Origin of the sequence: Cystobacter fuscus DSM 2262 (assembly GCF_000335475.2) — a bacterium.
Taxonomy (GTDB): Bacteria; Myxococcota; Myxococcia; order Myxococcales; family Myxococcaceae; genus Cystobacter; species Cystobacter fuscus.
Genome location: NZ_ANAH02000073.1, coordinates 47486 through 66743, shown reverse-complemented (window position 1 = coordinate 66743; position 19258 = coordinate 47486). Strand labels below are relative to the sequence as shown.

Annotated in this window: 18 protein-coding genes; 10 read left to right on the top strand and 8 right to left on the bottom strand. The window is 66.0% G+C overall.

Features of this window, described 5'->3' with window-relative positions:
• The first annotated feature begins 203 nt into the window (after positions 1–203).
• Positions 204–899 (top strand): DJ-1/PfpI family protein, encoded by a 696-nt coding sequence (locus D187_RS47640; RefSeq protein WP_155894073.1) that lies wholly within the window; start codon positions 204–206, stop codon positions 897–899.
• A gap of 170 nt (positions 900–1069) precedes the next feature.
• On the opposite strand, the gene D187_RS47635 is transcribed toward D187_RS47640, so the two are convergent.
• On the bottom strand, positions 1070–1432 hold the full coding sequence (locus D187_RS47635; protein WP_002624458.1) for a hypothetical protein: 363 nt from the start codon (positions 1430–1432) through the stop codon (positions 1070–1072).
• Positions 1433–1854: 422 nt separating this feature from the next.
• On the opposite strand from D187_RS47635, the gene D187_RS47630 reads away from it, so the two are divergent.
• On the top strand, positions 1855–3075 hold the full coding sequence (locus D187_RS47630) for an adenylate/guanylate cyclase domain-containing protein (RefSeq protein ID WP_043435666.1): 1221 nt from the start codon (positions 1855–1857) through the stop codon (positions 3073–3075).
• Positions 3076–3196: 121 nt separating this feature from the next.
• On the opposite strand, the gene D187_RS51460 is transcribed toward D187_RS47630, so the two are convergent.
• Both D187_RS51460 and D187_RS47620 read right to left on the bottom strand, forming a co-directional pair.
• Entirely contained in the window at positions 3197–5077 is a 1881-nt protein-coding gene (locus tag D187_RS51460; protein WP_002624456.1) for an NBR1-Ig-like domain-containing protein, read from the bottom strand.
• Between the two features lie 320 nt (positions 5078–5397).
• Positions 5398–6300, bottom strand: coding sequence for a LysR substrate-binding domain-containing protein (locus D187_RS47620; protein WP_002624454.1), 903 nt, complete (start codon positions 6298–6300; stop codon positions 5398–5400).
• Positions 6301–6376: 76 nt separating this feature from the next.
• Between D187_RS47620 and D187_RS47615 the strand changes: the two genes are divergently transcribed.
• Positions 6377–7291: an SDR family oxidoreductase gene (locus D187_RS47615; protein ID WP_043435605.1), complete on the top strand. Its 915-nt coding sequence runs from the start codon at positions 6377–6379 to the stop codon at positions 7289–7291.
• A 23-nt stretch (positions 7292–7314) separates the two neighbouring features.
• Positions 7315–7680 (top strand): hypothetical protein, encoded by a 366-nt coding sequence (locus tag D187_RS47610; RefSeq protein WP_002624450.1) that lies wholly within the window; start codon positions 7315–7317, stop codon positions 7678–7680.
• A 103-nt stretch (positions 7681–7783) separates the two neighbouring features.
• Here D187_RS47610 and D187_RS47605 read toward each other — a convergent pair whose 3' ends face one another.
• Complete coding sequence (locus D187_RS47605) at positions 7784–8923, bottom strand: sensor histidine kinase (RefSeq protein ID WP_002624449.1); 1140 nt, start codon at positions 8921–8923, stop codon at positions 7784–7786.
• A gap of 35 nt (positions 8924–8958) precedes the next feature.
• Between D187_RS47605 and D187_RS56195 the strand changes: the two genes are divergently transcribed.
• From D187_RS56195 to D187_RS56190, 6 genes are all read left to right on the top strand, one after another.
• Positions 8959–9129: a hypothetical protein gene (locus tag D187_RS56195; protein ID WP_155894072.1), complete on the top strand. Its 171-nt coding sequence runs from the start codon at positions 8959–8961 to the stop codon at positions 9127–9129.
• Positions 9130–9265: 136 nt separating this feature from the next.
• On the top strand, positions 9266–11497 hold the full coding sequence (locus tag D187_RS47600) for a sensor histidine kinase (RefSeq protein WP_002624444.1): 2232 nt from the start codon (positions 9266–9268) through the stop codon (positions 11495–11497).
• Between the two features lie 702 nt (positions 11498–12199).
• Positions 12200–13057, top strand: coding sequence for a glutathione-dependent disulfide-bond oxidoreductase (gene yghU / locus D187_RS47595; RefSeq protein ID WP_002624442.1), 858 nt, complete (start codon positions 12200–12202; stop codon positions 13055–13057).
• A gap of 340 nt (positions 13058–13397) precedes the next feature.
• Positions 13398–13895: a MarR family winged helix-turn-helix transcriptional regulator gene (locus D187_RS47590; protein ID WP_002624440.1), complete on the top strand. Its 498-nt coding sequence runs from the start codon at positions 13398–13400 to the stop codon at positions 13893–13895.
• A gap of 57 nt (positions 13896–13952) precedes the next feature.
• The gene (locus tag D187_RS47585) at positions 13953–15164 is read left to right on the top strand and encodes an FAD-dependent monooxygenase (protein WP_002624438.1); all 1212 of its coding nucleotides are present in this window, start codon (positions 13953–13955) and stop codon (positions 15162–15164) included.
• 483 nt (positions 15165–15647) lie between these two features.
• Complete coding sequence (locus tag D187_RS56190) at positions 15648–15986, top strand: hypothetical protein (RefSeq protein ID WP_155894071.1); 339 nt, start codon at positions 15648–15650, stop codon at positions 15984–15986.
• 25 nt (positions 15987–16011) lie between these two features.
• Here the strand turns inward: D187_RS56190 and D187_RS56185 are convergent, their stop codons facing one another.
• The 4 genes from D187_RS56185 to D187_RS47570 all read right to left on the bottom strand — a co-directional run bounded on the left by D187_RS56185 (position 16012) and on the right by D187_RS47570 (position 19138).
• Complete coding sequence (locus tag D187_RS56185; protein WP_002624434.1) at positions 16012–16179, bottom strand: hypothetical protein; 168 nt, start codon at positions 16177–16179, stop codon at positions 16012–16014.
• A gap of 82 nt (positions 16180–16261) precedes the next feature.
• Positions 16262–16882, bottom strand: coding sequence for a malectin domain-containing carbohydrate-binding protein (locus D187_RS47580; protein WP_081714141.1), 621 nt, complete (start codon positions 16880–16882; stop codon positions 16262–16264).
• Positions 16883–17273: 391 nt separating this feature from the next.
• Positions 17274–17429, bottom strand: coding sequence for a hypothetical protein (locus D187_RS56640; RefSeq protein ID WP_002624430.1), 156 nt, complete (start codon positions 17427–17429; stop codon positions 17274–17276).
• 83 nt (positions 17430–17512) lie between these two features.
• On the bottom strand, positions 17513–19138 hold the full coding sequence (locus tag D187_RS47570; RefSeq protein WP_002624428.1) for an HAL/PAL/TAL family ammonia-lyase: 1626 nt from the start codon (positions 19136–19138) through the stop codon (positions 17513–17515).
• Positions 19139–19258 lie beyond the last annotated feature (120 nt).

The window sequence follows — 19258 nt, the reverse complement described above, 5'->3', positions numbered from 1 at the left end:
GGGGCAATGCTTCCGGGTTCCACGGCCACCTTCACGATCGTGTTGAAGGTCAGTGTCGCTTCCCACGGTGGCCAGAAGTCGTCGAAAAATGGCTTTCTGGCCACTCGTCAGATGGGGCCCGTCCTTCATAATGGCAGACATCGAACACGAGCCCTCGATACGCGGGATGGTTCCGATTGTTCGCTGAAAGCCATGGTCCCCAGATGTCTCAACAGACGAAGAAGCTTCAGGTGGGAATCCTCGTGTGTCCGGGATTCGCCATCGTGGATACCATTGGAATCCACTCGGTGTTTGGCTTCACTCCCGATGCCGAGGTGCACCTGTTGTGGAAGGACAAGGGCATGATCGAGGCCATTCCACGCTTCCCCGTGCACGCCACCACCACCTTCAGCGAGAGCCCCAGGGACTTCGACGTCCTGTGCGTCGGAGCCTGCCCCGACGAGATCCTGCGCGATGAAGAGACGCTCGCGTTCTTGAAGGATCGGGGCAGCCGCGCGGGCTACCTCGTCGGTGTCTGCAGTGGCTCGCTCATCCTGGGCGCCGCGGGCCTGCTCGAGGGATACCGGGCCACGAGCAACTTCCACGTCATGGATCTCCTGCCTCACTTCGGGGCGATTCCCACCAGGCAGAACGTGGTGATCGACAGGAACCGCTACACCTCGGGGCCGGCCACTGGCGGATTCGATTGTGGCCTGCGGGTGCTGGAGAAGCTGCGGGGGGAGGAGGCCGCGAAGATCAGCGAGCTGAGCATGGAGTACATTGCCCAGCCTCCTTTCGGCACCGGAAGCCCGGAGCTCGCCGGACCCGAACTGACGAGGAAGGCGCTCCAGCTCTTCGCTCACTTCACCGAGGGGACCCGCCGGACGGTGCGGGAGTTGCCCTCGCGCCGGGCCAGCTGAGCGCGGGCCGCGAAACAGAAGCCTCCGGATGTGTATTTCGGGGGCGCCAAGGTGCGCGGCCTGGCGACCTACATTTCGTGCATCTCCAGCGGCTCCTCACGTGAGTTGCCCCAGGCCTGCCAGCAGCACCCCTCCCCGGCCTCCCACTTCCAGGGCGTCAAGACGCGCGTTCAAGGCGTCGGCGCGAGGACAGTCCGGTGGATCCATCCCCGGGCGGGAGTGGGATCGAAGTCCTTGCGGTAGTCCGCCAGGAAGCGCCCATTCGAGGGGCACGACTCCACCAGGTTCGCGACCCAGTAGGCGCCACCACAGGGGATCGTGTCGATGGGCCTGGTGGAGTTGGCCGTCTCGTAGACGTACACGGTGGCGCACGTGAACGTGTAGTCGCGCCCGGGATTCTGACAGGTGTTGGTGAGCGCCTCGGCGAGGGCGCCCGTGGACCCTGCTTCTTCCTGGACCTCCAGCGAACCACACCCCGCCAGCAGGCCCACCACCCCGGCCACGCACCACCCACCTCGAAGAAGAATCGTCATCGGAAGCTCCCGCGTGCGTCGAAAAGAGGAGCTTCCAATTTTACCATGAACCCAGGTTTTCATGGATTCCGTCAGGCGCTCGACTCGTAACGTCTTCTGCCCTTCTGTGGCGAGCCCTCCTGACCGTGAGGAGCTCCGGAGCACGGTCGGTGGACAGGCCACGTGGCCCCTCGCAGGACACGCACCTCAGCCGAGCGCGGAGACCATCGATATACAAATCCGTGTAGTTGAAGCCATTGATCTCCAGCGACACGGGCTGCGTGCGGCCAGCAACGAGGCCGCCGCCGCACCACCCACTGCCCAGGCGACGAAGGCGGCGGCTTCGCGCTGAACGAGGCCACGTAGCACTTCACCCACCTGGAGAAGCCGGGTGGACTGGACTACCCTGCCATGTCGTGCGCACCACCGTGCTCCCGGAGTCCATGGTCGACGATATCCTGAGCCAGCGGCTCGAGGCGCAGGGCGAGCGCATGGGGCGTTGGGTGTACCGCTTCCGCGCCCTGGGCGCACTCGGATGGCTGGTGTGCGTCTATTTCTTCGAGTGGACCATGCCCCTGGCGGGAGTGGCGGCCTACCTGCTGTTCGCCGCGGCCTCCTGGGCCGGCTCGCGCGTCGTGCCCCTGGTGCGACGTCAGCCGGACCTCGCGGTGCTGCTGCTCGACATGCCCGCCATCTTCCTCATCCAGTGGTCGTCGGTGTCCATCTCCGCCGAGGCCCAGGTCATCTCGGGCATCTCGGTGGGCATCTTCATCCTCATCGGGATGCTCATGGCGCTTTTGGGGACCTCCTGGCCGAGGCTGGTGCTGGCCACCGGGTTCGGCATCGTCCTGGAGACGGCGCTCACCTGGCGGGCGGGGCTCCCGGTGGAACACACGCTGCCCGCCGTCACCCTGGTGCTCACCCTCGCGGCGGGCGTGGCGGGCTTCACCCGGCGGCAGATGTACCGTCTGGTGCTCGAGGTCTCCCAGGAGCAGACGCACCGCACGCGCCTGGGCCGCTACTTCTCCCCCGAGGTCGCCCGCCGCATCATCGAGGTGGGCACGAGCCACGCCGAGGGCGAGCACCGCGAGGTGACGCTGCTGTTCGCCGACATCCGCGGCTTCACCTCGCTGTCCGAGCGCCTGGAGAGCCCCCAGGTGGTGCGGCTGCTCAACGAGTACCTCGCGCGCATGGTGGAGGTGGTGTTCCGCCACGGGGGCACGCTCGACAAGTTCATCGGCGACGGCATCCTCGCCTACTTCGGCGCGCCCCTGGAGTTGCCCGGCCATCCCCAGGCGGCGGTCTCCTGCGGGCTCGCCATGCTCGAGGCGCTGGAGGGCCTCAACACCGAGCGCCAGGCACGCGGTGAGGAGCCGCTGCGCATCGGCATTGGCGTGCACACGGGGCGTGTGGTCATCGGCGACGTGGGCCCGGCGCAGCGCCGCGAGTACACCGTCATCGGGGACGCGGTGAACCTCGCCAGCCGCATCGAGGGGCTCACCAAGAAGGTCGGCGTGTCGCTGCTCGTGTCCGAGGCCACCCGGGAGCGCTGTGACGACGCCCTGCGCTTCGAACCCGCGGAGCCGCTTCCCGTCGCGGGGAAGACGGCTCCGGTGGTGACGTTCGTGCCGGCGCGCGCGCCGGGACTTGTTCCAGCACGGTGAGACGCCTCCGCGCGAGCGGAGGCCGTGTCACGAGTTCTTCCGCCGAGAGGCGTGTGCCCTGCTCCTGACGCCAGCGCTCCAAACGGAATCAGGTTTCGTTCCGATGCATGTGAACCTTTTGCTACGGGCAGAGGTGCCACTCGAAGGTCGTCATGGGAGTGGTGTCTCCATTGCGGTCCACCACCGAGTCGGCGGTATTGATGTTGAGGCGCGAGGTGCTGTGGACCCCACAGTTGAAGCTGGCCGACCCGGGCGCCTCGTTGGTGACCGTGTTGCCATAGAGGAGGAGCGGCGCCTGCGTCGTGCCGGCCCCATCGACGTTGATCCCCTGCCGCGCGGAGCTCACACTGTTGCCGTGCACGTCGCCGCCCTGGATATTCGTGGGCGGCAAGTACCAGGGGTGAGGTCCAATCTCGATTCCAAAGTGGCAGTTACGGGCCGCCGAACAGTCAATCGTATTGCCACTGACCACGGCACCGGTGAAGTTACCCCACGCAGGGGTGTTGAAGTTGTCGAGCATCAGGCCGGCGAAGGCCACCTGGCCGGGCTGGCTGATCCTGTTGTGGGTGACCACGGCGTTCTGGCCGCCACCCAGGATCAAGGCCACGTCGCTGTTATCGACGAAGGTGTTGTGGGTGACCGTGGCGCGATCCGAGAAGTGGATCGTCAGCCCGTCCGCCCACATCCCCGGGACCGAGTTCTGCCCGTTGGAGCGGAAGACGCTGTTCGTGATCGTGCCGTCATTGCCGCGAAACTCGAGCGCGGTGCCGCAGAGTGCATTCTTGCTGACGCCATGGGTGAAGCGGCAGAAGGCGCAGTCGCTCATCCGCGCGTTGAAGCCCCATCTGTTGTTGTCCGAGCCCATGGGGCACTGCGACGCGGCCGTCGTACCGAGGCGGGCGGCGCGATTACCGTCCAGAATCAGGTGGTCGAAGGTCACGTTCTGGGTCGCCTCGGCGGCGAGGAAGCCGCCGACCTTGGCGTTGAATGAGGGAAGCGCCTTGAGCACGGCGCAGTTGATGCCAGGCTCCTCGCAGTTGGCGGCCGAGTTCTCGAGCCCCCGGGTTCGCAACGTGAACGGCTTGTTGATCAGAACCTGGGTGCCCATACCGTAGGCACCGGGTGGCAGTTCGAGGGTACCGCCGGATGGGAGGTTGTTGATGCATGTCTGGAGTGACGGGCCCAGATCGCTCATGCCATCCGGGACCACGGAGACCCCGGGACAGAGCGTCACCGGCAGCGGGTAGGCGACGTTCGGAGAAGAGTCTCCAAACCAGATGTAGTCCTCCTGGAGCATCCGCCACTGGAAGTTGTAGGTGCCAGGAACCGAGGGCGCGGTGATGTTGAAGGTAAAGGTCTTCTGCTCGTTCGGGCGGATCGACTCTTGCGGCGCCAGGTCCACCCGGCCGATGCCCCAGGTCAGGTTGTCCTGAGGGTTCCGCGACCCGAGTCTGTAGCCCGCGGCGGCCGTCCAGACGTTCGTGCCAATGTTCTTCATCGTCACTGATACGGAAGCACTCTGCCCGGCGACGAGCGTCGCCGGCACCGATTGTGTGACGAACTGGGCGTTATGAGGTACCGGCGCTGCGACCTGGATGGTCACGTTCGGAGAGAAGTCTCCGAACCAGGCGACATTCTCCTGGAGCATCCGCCACTGGAAGTTGTAGGTGCCAGGGGTCGGGGGCGCGGTGATGTTGAAGGTGAAGGTCTTTGAATGACCGGGGCTTATCGACTCGCCGTCATTGAGGTAGATCCGGTTGTAGATCCACCGGGAGTTGTCCTGAGGGTTCTGGCTTCCCAGTTTGTATCCAAGTTCGCCGCTTCGGGTCCAGGTCGTGGTGCCATTGTTTCGCAGGGTCACCGAGACCGTGCGGACTTCACCTGTAGTGAGCGACGTCGGTACGGTCTGGGACACGAAGACCGCGCTGTCGCCCGCGAAGGCTGGGGGCGCGGCGAGGCAAAGGCTCGCGAGAAGCAAGAAGGGAGCGATTGGTAGTTTCATGGGGGCGTATTCCCTCGAATTGAGCGGCCAGACTGGCCCCTGCGAATGGGATGAGCCAGCGAGCACGAAAACGATGCATTAAATACCTGAATATCCGTAAAAACATTTCCGGGTCACCGTCCCCGCGCGCGTGTCCCGTCAGGTGTTTGCTGGGGGGGAGAGGCCAGAGCGCGCAGGGGCGCATCGCTGCCCACGGAGATGGAGGCCCAGGAGCCGAAGAGTAGCCGCCAGTCCTTCCCCGCTGCCGCGACCTCCTCGGTGGCAGCTTGCCAGGAGCTGGGCCCCGGCAAACCCAGCGAGACGACGGACCCGCACTGATTTCATCGAGGTCTCACGAGTTCACCCACGGTGGGCGCTAGCAACTCTATCAGCCAGCTCATCACGGCGCGCACGCGACGCGGCACCGAGCGCCCGTGTGTGTGCAGCAGCGTGATGGGCACCGGTCGTGCGATGAACTCCGGCAGAATCTCGACGAGCGTGTTCGCGTGCCGCTCCAGTCCGGATCGCGGCACCTGCACGATGCCCAGGCCCGCGATGCACGCCGCCTCATACACGTCGAAGTTGTCGACGGTCACCATGCTGCGCATCGGGAGCTCCTTGTACGTCTCGCCGTCGAGGTACTCGAAGACCGGGACCGGGTCGGTGGCGTAGTGGACGACGAAGTGGTCGCGCAGATCGTCCAGCGTGCGCGGAGTACCATGCTGGCGCAGGTACGAGGGGCTCGCGCAGTTCATCATCGGCGCCTCGCCGATGCGGCGCCCGACGAGCCCCGGTTCGTTGACCGGCCCCACGCGCAGCACGAGATCGAACCCCTCACGCACCGCCGCCACGAGCCGATCGCTCGCGCAGATGTCCAACTGGAGCTGCGGATGGCGCGCGAGCAACTCGGGCAGTCGAGGCATGACGAAGTCGCGCGCGATGAGGACGGGGAGCTCCACGCGCACCCGTCCACGCAACGCACGGCTCGCATGAAAGAGCGCCGCGATCTCCTCCGCCTCCGCGAGAAAAGCGTGGGCACGCTTCAGCAGTTGCTCTCCCTCGGGTGTGGGGCGCACGATGCGGGTCGAGCGCTGGAGGAGCTGGGTGCCAAGCTCGGCTTCGAGCTTCCGCACGTGCGCGGACGCGCGTGCCTTGGGCATGCCGAGCTGGTGAGCGGCCTGAGTGAAACTCCGCAGCTCCGCCACTCGGACGAAGATCTTGAGGGCATCGAGGTCCAGGCGCATTGTCTTGATTTACCAGACAGTGTGTCGGACGTCTCGCGATTTACCGTCACCCGCGTGGGACGCTACATCACGGCGCATGACCAAGTGGACCACTTCCGACATGCCTTCGCAGAAGGGCCGTTCAGCCGTCATCACCGGGACCGGAGGTCTCGGACTCGAGGATGCCCTCGAACTCGCACGGACAGGCGGTGAGATCATCCTCGCGGGCCGCAATCCACAGAAAGGCGCGGAGGCTGTCGCGAGAATCCGATCCGAAGTCCCCTCCGCGAATGTCCGGTTCGAGCAGGTCGATCTCGCCAGCCTCAAGTCCGTCGCCGACTTCGCCGCACGGCTGAAGGGGCAGCGAAAGAGCCTCGATCTGTTGATCAACAACGCCGCCGTGATGACCCCGCCGAGGCGGCAGGCCACCTCGGATGGCTTCGAGTTGCAATTCGGCACCAACTATCTCGGCCACTTCGCCCTGTCGGCCCACCTCATGCCGCTGCTGCGCAAGGGGGCGAACGCGCGCGTCGTCACGCTGTCGAGCGTGGCCGCGCGGGACGGCGCGATCGACTTCGACGATCTGCACGCGACGCGGAGCTACCAGCCGATGCGGGCCTATGGCCAGTCGAAGCTCGCCTGCCTGCTCTTCGCCTTCGAGCTGCAGCGGCGCAGCGAGGCGAATCGGTGGGGCGTCTCCAGCATCGCCGCGCACCCCGGCATCTCGCGCACCGACCTGCTACACAACGCTCCCGGCCGTTGGAGTGGCGCTGGCATGATGCGGACGCTCATGTGGTTCATGTTCCAGCCCGCGTCGCAGGGGGCGCTCCCCACGCTCTTCGCCGCGACCTCGCCCGAGGCGAGGGCCGGCGCCTACTACGGCCCCGACAAGCTGAACGAAATGCGTGGCTTTCCGGCGCTGGCGAAGGTGCCTCCGCGAGCGGAAGACAGAACGGCCGCCAACCGCCTCTGGCGCGTGTCCGAGGAGCTCACCGGAGTCACCTTCCAATAAGCGCGAATCCCTCGGGGCACGACATGCACAAGACCATCGTCTACGCGGCATACGGCTGGCTGACCTTCACTGGGGTGATGCACTTCGTCATCGACGTCGTGTCCCAGCACCTGCGTGGCAAGCACGTCCCCAGCACCGAGACGACCCTCTACTACGGCCTCCACTCGGCGTTCGCGCTCGGGCAGTTCGTGTTCGGTCTGCTCGGGCTATGGCTCGCGTGGCGCGCGTTGGACCTGCTCAAGGAACTCCCCTTCGTGACGGTGTCGTTGATCGCCGCCGTTGGGTGGCTCGCCATCGCGGTCCTCTTCATCGAGTACTGGCAGCCCAAGTTCAACGCGGCCATCTTCGGCGTCCTGGTCGTGGCCGCCGCGCTAACCGGGCGTCGATAGGAGCCCGTGCGAGGCCGAGTGCCGGGCGAGGAAGCGCAGGTGGCGCCCTGTTCGAGGCTGGCGACAAGGATGTGATGAGTTCGGGGAAGTCAGGTGGGCGGCGTCAGTCGGTGGGCAGCCGCACGCGGAAGCAGGTGCCCTTGCCCACGGTGCTCTCCACGGTGAGCTCACCCCGCATCGCGATGATGATGCTGTGGCAGATGGCCAGCCCCAGGCCCGTCCCCACGCCCGCGGGCCGGGTAGTGAAGAACGGCTCGAAGATGCGCTTCAGGTTCTCGGGAGGGATGCCGTGGCCAGTGTCCCGGATCTCCACCACGACCTTGCCGTCCTCGGCCCGCAGGTGGGCCTCCACGGTGTTCTCTCCCGGGGCGCCCTCGGGGATGGCCTGGGCGGCGTTGAGCAGCAGATTGAGGAACACCTGCCCCAGGCGCGACTCGCTGCCCCGCACCGGGGGCACCTCCTCCGCCTGCCAGACCACGCGGGCCCGGTGCCGGAGCTCCGGCATGGCCATGTTGAGCGACATCTCCAGCGCCCGCCGGACCTCCGCCCGCTCCTCACCCGGGCGAGTGTCCTCTCCTCGCGAGAACGTCTTCAGGTCGCCCACCACGTTGCGGATGCGCGTGGTGCCCTGCCGTGCCTCGGTGAGCGCCTCCGCGCACTCCTCCAGCGTGAGCACCTGCGGATCGAGTCCGGGCGCGCCCGCCAGCGCCTGGCGAACCTCGGCCAGTCCCTCCTCGATGAAGTTCAGGTTGGAGGAGATGTAGCCCAGGGGGTTGCTCACCTCGTGCGCCACCCCCGCGGCCAACGTCCCCAGGGCCGCCAGCCGGTCCGCCTGGAGCAGGCTCAGCTCGAGCGTCTTCTGCCGGGTGATGTCCCGGACCAGGAAGGCCACGCCCGGACGCTGGGGCACCCGCATCGCATCGGCGCTGAACCAGCGGCGCCCACCCTCCAGCTCCAACGAGTACTCGAAGCGCTCGGGCTCTCCCCGGGCCAGCACGCGTTGGATGCTCTCCAGGGTCCGCGCCGCGATCGCGGGGTCCATTACCTCGGAGATGTGGCGTCCCAGGAACGCCTCCCGTGGTGCCGCCAGCAGTGCGTCGGACCCGGCCCACGCCGAGAGGTAGCGACCCTCGGCGTCGAACTCGAAGACGAGGCTGTCGGTGAGGCCGAGCACCACCTGCAGCAACTCTTCGGCTGGTTCCAGGGGGTGGGGCACGGGGGGCGGGACTTCGAGTGCGCACATCTCGTGGGGACTCCCGTCAGCTCAACGTTGCCCCCATGCGCCGATTGTACCAGGACCGGGTCCCCCTGGCCATGAGGCCCGGCGTGGACGGGCCCGCGCTCAAAGAGGTGGCCATCCGCGTCCTGCGCGAGGAGAAGGCCCTCTACCCCGAGCGCTTCGAGGGCTTCCACCTCACCCGGTTCGACGGGACGTCCATCACCGCCTGAGCCACGCTCCTCCTGCACCTGCCCGCCTTGCCGCGGGATCCGCGATTGTGTATCTGGGATTTCCGGGCGCTTCTTGGGACGGAGGGGCGCCGTGTCACAACGGTGGGTTTCGTCAGGCAGCGCAGGAGTCCTCTTCATGCTGTCGGCTCACCGTCCACGCTCCTCGCTCGCCCGCTCGACCCTCACGCAGATGGGCGTGCGTGTCGCGGTGATCATCGCCCTGGCCACCCTCCTCAGCTACCTCCACATCTTCAGGGCCTTCCGCGAGGATGCCCTCGGACAGCTGGAGCGCAGTGTCCTCAGGCGCGGCCAGCAGGAGCAGGCCATCCGCTCTCAAGCGGAGGGCCACCACGTCGTTCTCAGGAAGGCCATGCAGGAGCGGCTTCGGGCCTGGCAAGCGCTGGACCCCCGACCCCGCTTCGACAGTCTGTTCATATCCTTGCCGGATGGGACGATCCGCAATCGCCCCGAGAGCTTCGATGGCACGAGCATGCCAGGGGTCTTCATTCCCAGCAGCGTGACGGTCGATGACGACTTCCGCCGCCGGATCCTGGCCGCGTATGACGTGGTGGACCTGTATGGGCCCGCCTTCCACGTTCGCTTCACGAATACATACATCCTCCTGCCGGAGGCGGCGATCGTCATCTATTGGCCGGAGCAGCCGACGTGGTGCCGGGATGTCGATCCAGCCTCCATGGACCCTGACTTCGAGCTCTTCACCGTCAGCACGCCCAGGCTCAATCCCCAGCGACGGATGACCTGGACGGCCATCACGGTGGAGCCCATCTCCATCTCGCTCGCCACACCGGTGGATCTGGACGGCCGCCACGTCGCGTCCATCGGTCATGACATCCTCGTCGAGGAGTTGAAGGCCCGCACCCTCAACGACAGCCCACCTGGGGCCTACAACCTCATCTTCAGCAACCAGGCCGAGCTCATCGTCCACCCCGAGATGAGGATGAAGACCGGGGCCTTCGCCTACGACATCCTGAACGAGGAGCGGCCATTGGAGGCCATCTTCGATCAGGCGCTCTCCACGGAGGAGCGAACCCATGTGCGAGCCATCTTCGAGCGGGTGAAGAGCCGCGAGCCCGGACAGACCGTGCTGGAGCTGCCGGAGTACGACGAGTACCTCGCCGTGGCGTGGCTGGAAGGCCCGGACTGGAACCTCGTGACGGTGCTGCCCCAGAGCACCGTGTCCTCGGCGGCCTTTGGGGCCGCGCGCTATGTCCTGGTCTTTGGTCTGGCGTCACTGGTCATGGAGCTGCTCATCATGTCCTGGGTGCTGAGGCGGCAGATCTCCCATCCGCTGAGGGCCTTCACCCAGGCTACCGATCAGGTGACGGCTGGTGACTTCCAGGTCGTCTTCCGCGACTCGCGCGACGACGAGCTGGGGCAGCTGGCCCGGGGCTTCGAGCTGATGGCCCACGAGCTCCAACGGCGCGAGGCGGCCCTGCGGGAGGCCAACGAAGGGCTGGAGAGCCGTATCGAGGCGAGAACCCGGGAGCTGCGGGAGAAGAATCTCGAGCTCGAGGGGGCGCTGACGCAGCTCGAGGAAGCGCAGGAGTTGTTGGTGGAAAAGGAGCGGCTTGCTTCCCTGGGTGCCCTGATGGCTGGCATTGCCCACGAGATCAAGAATCCGCTCAACTTCGTGAACAACTTCGCCCAGCTCTCGGCGGGTCTCGTCAAGGAGCTGCGCGAGGAGCTGAAGGAGCAGCCGTCAGGCCAGGGGGGCGCCTCGCTTCAGCGGATGGATGAGCTGCTGAGCTGGCTCGAGCAGAACGTCGGGAAGATCGAAGAGCATGGCAAGCGAGCCGACAGCATCCTGCGCACCATGCAGCTACACTCCCACGTGCGGGCCAACGAGCGAGTGCTCACGGACCTGAATGCGCTGGTGGAGGAGCAGCTGAGCCTGGTCTCCCAGAGTCTTCGGAGCACCCACCCGGGCCTGGAGGTGCTCTTCCACAAGGATCTGGATCCCGACCTGGGGTGGGTGAAGCTGGCTCCGCAGGACGTTGGGCGGGCCCTCCTGAACCTTCTCAACAACAGCCTGTACGCCGTGGCGGAGCAGAGGAAGCAGGTGGGGCCGGGCTTCACTCCCGAGTTGACCGTGAGCAGCCGGAGCGAGGGCTCTCGGGTGCGGCTTCTCATCCGCGACAACGGCACCGGCATCCCGCGCAAGCTCCACGACAAGGTGTTCAGCCCCTTCTTCACCACCAAGCCCGCGGGAGTGGGGACAGGACTGGGGCTGGCCATCTGCCATGACATCGTGGTCCGGCAGCACAGGGGAGAGCTCCGGCTCGACTCCGTGGAAGGGCAATACACCGAGTTCCTGCTGGTCCTCCCCCGAGCGGACGTGAAACGCTGAGCCAGCGTCTGCCCGTAGGGGTAGTTCCGGCTGCCATCAGGCAGGAGGCCTTCCACGGATACGAGCTGCCAGATGCCGACGAGTCTGTCCTTGAGCATGGATCTTTCTCTTGCGAGGCATTGATGGCCTTGCATCAGCGCCGGTGTGCTCGCGCATCAATGTGAAATGTGGACAGGAGCTTGCCCTTGCTATCATGGGCCGTGACCATGAAATGGTCAGCCCGTTCCCGTACACAGCTCAGATGAAGCAGCTCCCCCGGAAGTGACGCGCGATCACAGGTGAGAACACACCTGGTTATCTGATAGGCGTCGAACCCAGGGAAGTGGCGCAGAAGAGAGAACGCGTTCCCACCAAGGATCGACACAGGACACATCGCCCGTATGGCGAAGTGGCCGGCGAAGTCCTCGTGGCGGAATCCATCCAGGGTGGTTCGTAGCGCCTCGCCAGGTTGCATCCAGTCTATCCGCATCGGCCGCACGGGATCCACGTACGGGCTGTGCCGACCAGGAACCAGCGAACCAGCGCAACCGCCGGTGCCGCATCGGCCCCCTTGAGCTTCACGAACTGCTCTTCGTTGAGGCCAGCGCACTCCACCTCCGTGACCGCGTAGCGCTCGCCCTCATCCGTGAAACATGTCCGGCAAGCCCGCGGATTTTCCGGCATCATCGCTCTCCCAGATAGCACTCACACAAGGAGAACACGATGACCGATAGCAGCTCGAACCCATTCTCGCCTTACGTCCCGCCACGGGTCTGGTCCCCGGCCACCCCGTCGGGCGGCGCCTTCGCCAACATCAACCGCCCGATCGCCGGCGCCACCCACGAGCAGGAACTGCCGATCGGCAAACACCCCCTACAGCTGTATTCGCTCGGCACACCGAACGGCCAGAAGATCACCATCATGCTCGAAGAGCTGCTCGCGGCCGGCCACAGCGGTGCCGAATACGACGCCTGGCTGATCAAGATCGGCGAAGGCGCCCAGTTCGGCAGCGGCTTCGTCGCCATCAACCCGAACTCCAAGATTCCGGCGCTGGTCGACCGCAGCGGGGAGACGCCCGTGCGCGTGTTCGAGTCCGGCTCCATCCTGGTCTACCTGGCCGAGAAATTCGGCGCCTTCCTGCCAAAGGACATCCCGGCGCGCACCGAGACCTTCAACTGGCTGATGTGGCAGATGGGTTCGGCGCCCTTCGTGGGTGGCGGATTCGGTCATTTCTATGCCTACGCGCCGGAAAAGTTGGAATACCCGATCAACCGCTACGCGATGGAAACCAAGCGCCAGCTCGACGTGCTCGACCGCCTGCTGGCCGAGCGTCGCTTCGTCGCTGGCGATGAGTACACGATTGCCGACATGGCCATCTGGCCCTGGTACGGCGGCCTGGTGCTGGGCGAACTGTACGACGCCGCCGAATTCCTGTCGGTGCACCACTACCAGCAGGTGCGCCGCTGGGCCGACGAAGTCGCCGCCCGTCCGGCCGTGATCCGCGGCCGCAAGGTCAACCGCGTGCGCGGCGCGCCGGGAGAGCAGGTAGCGGAGCGCCACGACGCTTCGGATCTCGACTGAGCCTGCTGTCCTGTTTCCCGAGGCCTCCCTGGCGCCGGTGTCGCGCTCCGCGGGCCCCTCGCACCACGGGAGGCTCTCTCCCCACGTCCATCGTTGACCGAGAGCCGCTACGAGCTCGTGGGCTCGCCGCGGCAGAGCAACCCCCGGCCCGCGTATGCGGCGACGCGCTCCACGCAATGCCCCTGCCCGCCCACCTCCCCTGACACGGTCCATGAGGCGCACCCACGCGACAGCGGGACGATTCCCTTGCGCGCCCTCCTCCTCATCTCTACATATTTAAGTAACTTAGTAATAAATAAATTTAGATTTCCCGGACGGGGCTCCGAGCGGTGGTCCAGCGATGACGAAAAAGGGTTCATCTCGAGGAGGGCTGTCGGGCAGTGCCGCGCGAGTCGCGGAGGATCCGATTGGCCAGCGGCTGCAGGAGATCTCCATCCTCACGCGCCAGATCGAGAGGAAGCTGGGCGAGGTCCTGGAGGTGAACGCCACGGACCTGGCGGCGATGGAGCAGTTGATAACCCATGGGCCGCTGACCCCTGGCGTCCTGGCCACACAACTCGGGGTGACCACCGCGGCGAGTACCCAAATCACCGATCGGCTGGAGCGTGCGGGCCATGTCTCCCGGGAACGACATGACGCGGATCGGCGCAAGGTGCTCGTCGTGCCGGCCATGGCCTCCGTGCAACGCGCCCTCGCGGAAATGACCCCGGCGTTCGACGACCTGGAGGCGCTCTTCGGCCAGCTCAGTGCGTCCGAGCGCAAGGTGATCGAACGCTTCCTCGGCCAGCTCGTGGAGCTCTACCGGGCCGCGGTCCGTCCCGCGCGGTCCGAGGAGTAATCCTCCAGCGGCGCGGTCGCCGCCCGGAGCGCAGTCAATACCTGCAGGAGCAACCTCATGACACACGCATCCATCCTCATCACCGGAGCGGGCATCGCCGGTCCCGCGCTGGCCTACTGGCTCAACCGCTACGGCATGAAGACCACCCTCGTGGAACGCGCGGAGGAATTGCGCACCGGTGGCCAGAACGTGGACCTGCGCGGCGGGGGCCGGGAGGTCGCGCGCCTCATGGGCCTCGAGGACGAGGTCCGCGCGCGGAACACCACGGAGGAGGGCATCCACTTCGTGGATGAGGCGGGCCGCACGCGCGCCTCGCTCCCCGCGACGGCCTTCGGCGGGGAAGGCCTGGTCGCGGAGCTGGAGATCCTCCGCGGGGAGCTCGCCAAGCTCCTGTACGAGCGCACGCGCGATGACACCGAGTATCTCTTCGGAGACCGGGTGGCCGGCCTCGTCGAGCGGGGAGACAAGGTCCACGTCCAATTCCTCAAGGGGCCCGAGCGCGCGTTCGATCTCGTGATCGCCGCCGATGGCATCCGCTCGAAGACCCGGGAGCTGGTGTTCGCCGACGAGGCGGAGATCAAGAGCTTCGGCGCCTACGTCGCCTACTTCACCATTCCGCGCCTCGGCTCGGATGGCACGTGGAGCCGGATGCTCAACGCGCCCGGGAGCCGCAGCGTGATCCTCCGTCCCGACAACCAGGGGACGACCCGGGCCTTCCTGGGCTTCTTCAGTCGGGAGCGGGGACTCGACAGGCTCGAGCCGGCCGAGCAGAAGGCCCGGCTGCGGCGGGTCTTCGCGGATGTCGGCTGGGAGGCGCCGCGGGTGCTGTCCGAGATGGAGACGGCGCCCGACTTCTATTTCGATACCGTGGCCCAGGTGAAGATGCCGAGATGGTCCCGGGGCCGAGTGGCCCTGGTGGGCGACGCGGGCTACTGCCCCTCGGGGTTCACCGGCATGGGCACCAGCCTCGCGATGGTGGGCGCCTATGTGCTCGCCGGAGAGCTCGCGCGGCACGCGGACCATCGCGCCGCGTTCGAGTCCTACGAGGCGCTCCTGCGCCCCTACGTCACGCGCGCCCAGTCGCTGCCTCCGGGCCTCCCGCGGCTCGCCAACCCGAAGACCCGGGCGGGCATCGCCATCGAGCACGCGCTGCTGCGCGTCGCCACCCGGCCCGTGATCAGCCGGCTGTTGGGCCATCTGCTCTCCACCTCCGACAAGAGCATCACCCTGCCGGACTACTCCCACGTGGGGCACGCGACGTCCGCCTGAGCCCCCCGCCCCTTCACCGTCGCGAGGGGCGCAAGGGGCGCATCATCTCGCGCGCCCCCTTCCCTCTCCCTTCACGTCCGCCAGCACCCACTCCTCGCAGGGAGGAGAAGCCACCTCGCTGACGTGCCGTCGGGCATTGCGCGGTGACACCAGGGCCCACTGGCGAACGTTCCTGACGAGCCATAGGTTGGCGCCATGCGTTCTCGAAAATGGACCCCGGCGAAGCCCGCGAAAAACGTTCGCGCCAGCATGAGCTCACTTGCCGCGGGACTTCTGCTGCTCGGCTGCACAAGACCGGACGGCGCGGCGGTTCATCGTGAACCCGGGGCCACCGTCGCTGTTCCATCACCCCAGGACAGTGGGACGGGGACCGGCACAGTGGCTGAAACACCTGCACCAGCAATACCGCCCGTCACGGATGGTGGACCCCCTCCTGAGGGAGCGGGCAGTCAGCCGGGTCTGGCATCGCTTTCAGAGTCAGACATGCAGAACGAGCCACTGAACGGCGAACTCCGGTGCGGTTTTGGAACGACAGCGAATGGACCGCTCCTACTGATTGCCGCCGGGAATGTGGCGTCGAAGGTGCCCGCCGAGGCGCTCGTCAAGATTGACGGTGTGGTGACGCGCGTTTCCAGTCCGGGCGGCTTCAACGGGATGGTGAAGGGCGCGACCTTTTCCGGCAGTGGCCACACCCTCCGGATTACCCTCACGGGTCCAGCGACTGGCGGAGGCGAATCGCCGCCCCGGCCGGCCACGTTGCGTCATGAGCGCAGCGGCAGCACGACCTCCAATATTGTCGGCCAATGGGTCTGCGGTCCCTGAGCGGCTTGGCTCGACCGTTACGAAGTCACTGCTTGAAGGATTGCGGCAAGTGCTCCGCCTTGCGCACGGGCAGCAAGCGCCTCCAGAGCTCGATCTCCTCGCCATCGCGGTCCACCAGGATGAGGAACAAATCGACCATCGGGTAGGTCTGGACGATGTCCGACGTCCAGTGCTTTCCGTCCTGCGGAGGCACGGTGATTCAATTGCTTCAACCAGAAGGACGTCGCCCCCCCCCCGGACAACATGCGCATTGCCCCCACCGCGGCGCGGTGTTCTCACTCGATGACACGCACCTCGATGCCGTTCACCATGGGCTGATCGTTCGCTCCGCGCGAAAAGTCCACGTTGATGGTGCCGTTGGCGTCCGCACGCACGAAGTACAGCAGAGTCGTTGCCTTGAACGGACCGCCCGCGAGAGAAACGATATCGATGTTGGTATACACCCTCCCATTGAGGGACACATTGAACCGGCGCTGACCCGGCAACGAGAAGTACAGCTCCGCGAAGTGGAGAACCACGGCGTAATTGATCCCCGGCGTCAGCCCCGTGAACGAGTAGCCGAACTGACCACCCTGGCGCGCATCCGAGTAGAGCTCGGGCGGCCCCGCGAGGTACACATCCGTGGTGTTCACTGGCTGGGAGACATTCGAGAACACGTCGCCTTGCGTGAAGTAGTCATCCGCGGTGAAGCCACCCGCCGCGTCACCGCCAGCGTTCACCGCGTAGACATCATGCGGCGGCAGCACGGTGCGCTCCACGCTGGCGCCGTCGGTCACAGCCGCCGCGGTCTCCGAGAGTGCGGTGTCGAGTTGGCCGCTCGGCTCCTCTGGCGAGAGGCAGCCAGCAACACAGGCCGAGCACAACAGCGAGACAAGAACCTGAGATACAACCTTCATGATCGAGTTCCTTGAATATGAATGACGAATCGACGTTGGGGCGCGCTCGTCGCGTCGTGGCTAACACGGCGCGCGCGGACGGCGCAACTTTCAACGCGTGCCATAGGACTGCGTACGCACCATGACAGACAATATGCGCTGGGTGAGTGCGGCAGCGGCGAGCGTCGACGCCCGGGTCGCTCTCGTCGCAGATTGGCTGGGTGCGCTGCTGGTCATCCGCGTATAAGAATTCAAGAAATCTCCCCGCCGACTGCCTCCACACCTCACGCGGGCGAACACGTCGAAAAGGCCCCCATTCGTCTTATGCTTACAAATCGAGAAGGTGCTGACCTGAACCAGGCGAGTCTCGCAGCGGCCCTGGTGCTCTCCGTCGCCCGTCCGAGGCGGCGGCCTAGACAGACCGCCCGGTCCTCGTGAAATCGATGAAGGCCCGGAGCGCCACCGGAAACTGGCGGCGGCTGGGGCAGTAGAGGAAGAAGCCAGGATAGTCGGTGCACCAGTCCTCGATGACCCGCACCAGACGGCCCTGCTCAAGCAGGGTGCTCACCAGTTCCTCGAAGACATAGGCCAGGCCAAGGGCTGGGGGCCTACCCACACGAGTCGTCTGACACCCTTCTTGGCGCCCTGCCTTCAGGCGAAGCTGCCTATCTTCCTTTCCACGGCCGCGCGCACCGAGCCGGTGGTGACGAAGGAGCGCGCCGTCGCGATATCGTCATGGAACCAGCGGTCGCCGTCGAGGCAAGCCGGGATCTGGCGCCGGATTTCCTCATACGCCGCCTGCGTGCCCTGCCCCAGCACGAAGCCTGGCAGCAGCGCTTCGGTCATGGTCAGACCCTGCGCCGCCATCAGCATTTCGACGCCGACGATGTACTGGGTGTTGGCCACCACGGTGGCCGCCTTGCGCGCGCACCAGGTGGAGTTGGAGATGTGGTCTTCGCTGTTGCCCTTGGCCGGAATGCTGTCCACGCTGCCCGGCATGCACAGCGTGCGGTTTTCCATCACCAGCGCGCTCATCGAGCACTGCACCACCGGATAGCCGGTGTTGACGCCGCGGATGCCGGTCATCAGATTGCGCGGCAAGCCCCAGGACAGGGTGGGATCGATCAGGCGCGCGATGCGGCGCTCGCAGATGCTGCCGAGGTCGGTCACCGCCATTGCCAGCAGGTCCATCGCCTGCGCCAGGTACTGGCCGTGGAAATTGCCGCCTGAAATAATCTCGAAACCGCCGCCTTCCTTGCCGAAGATCAGCGGATTATCGGTGGCGGAATTGATCTCGTTGCCGATGATGGTGTCGACATAATCGAGCGCATCGAACACCGGGCCGTAGACCTGCGGCGCGCAGCGCAGCGAATACACATCCTGTATGCGCGGCGTGTACGGGATATCGGTGCGGCGCAGCTCTTCCGGGAACTGCACCGCGCGCGCCTCGTGGCTGGTGCGGGTTGAGCCCTTGAGCAAATTGCGGATGATGGCGGCGGTCTTGATCTGGCCCGGATGCGGGCGCGCTTTGTGAATGCGGTCGTCGAAGCCGGACATCTCCGCGCGCAGCGCTTCCAACGTCAGGCCGAGCGACAGGCAGGCGTCGGCCAGCAGGTCGCGGGCATCCTTCGCGGCCAGCGCCGCCACCGCCAGCGACACCGTGCAGCCGTTGATCAGCGCCGACGCATCCTTGGCCTTGAGGTCGAACTTGACGGGAGTGATGCCGGCACTGGCGATCGCTTCCGGCGCGCTCATGCGCCGGCCCTGGTAAATCACTTCCGCCTTGTCGAAGCCGGTGATGGCGGCGGCCAGGTAAGCCAGCGGCGCCAGGTCCCCGGAGGCGCCGACCGAGCCCTTCTGCGGCATCACCGGATGGATGCCGGCGTTCAGGAAGGCCAGCAGGCGGTCGAGCACCTCGACCCGCGGCGCCGAATAATTGCTGGCGAAGGCGTTCGCCCGCAGCAGCATGGTGGCGCGGCTCACCTCTTCGGAGAAAGGCTCGCCCATGCCGGCCGCATGCGCCATGATCATCTGGGTCTGGAACAGCTCGATATGCTCGACCTTGATGCGGGTGTCCTTGAGCAGGCCGACGCCGGTATTGAAGCTGTACATCATCGGCGCTTCGTCATGCATCCAGGTGGCTTCGATGTAGTCGCGGCTTTCCTCGAGCGCGGCGCGGGCGGAATCGGCCAGGCCGACCTTGATGGAGGGATCGCGGGCGATGGCGACCACGTGTTCCGCGCTGAGATTGAAGCCGTCGATGAGTGTCGTAGTCATGAATGTCTTTCTGCTCTGTGTTACCTGGCGCCGGATTCGAACCACTGGAGCATAGGATGGATGGAAGGCCTGTGGAGAGGGGGTGGACTGGAGCGGAGGAGCCGAGGAGGGCCGCGGACG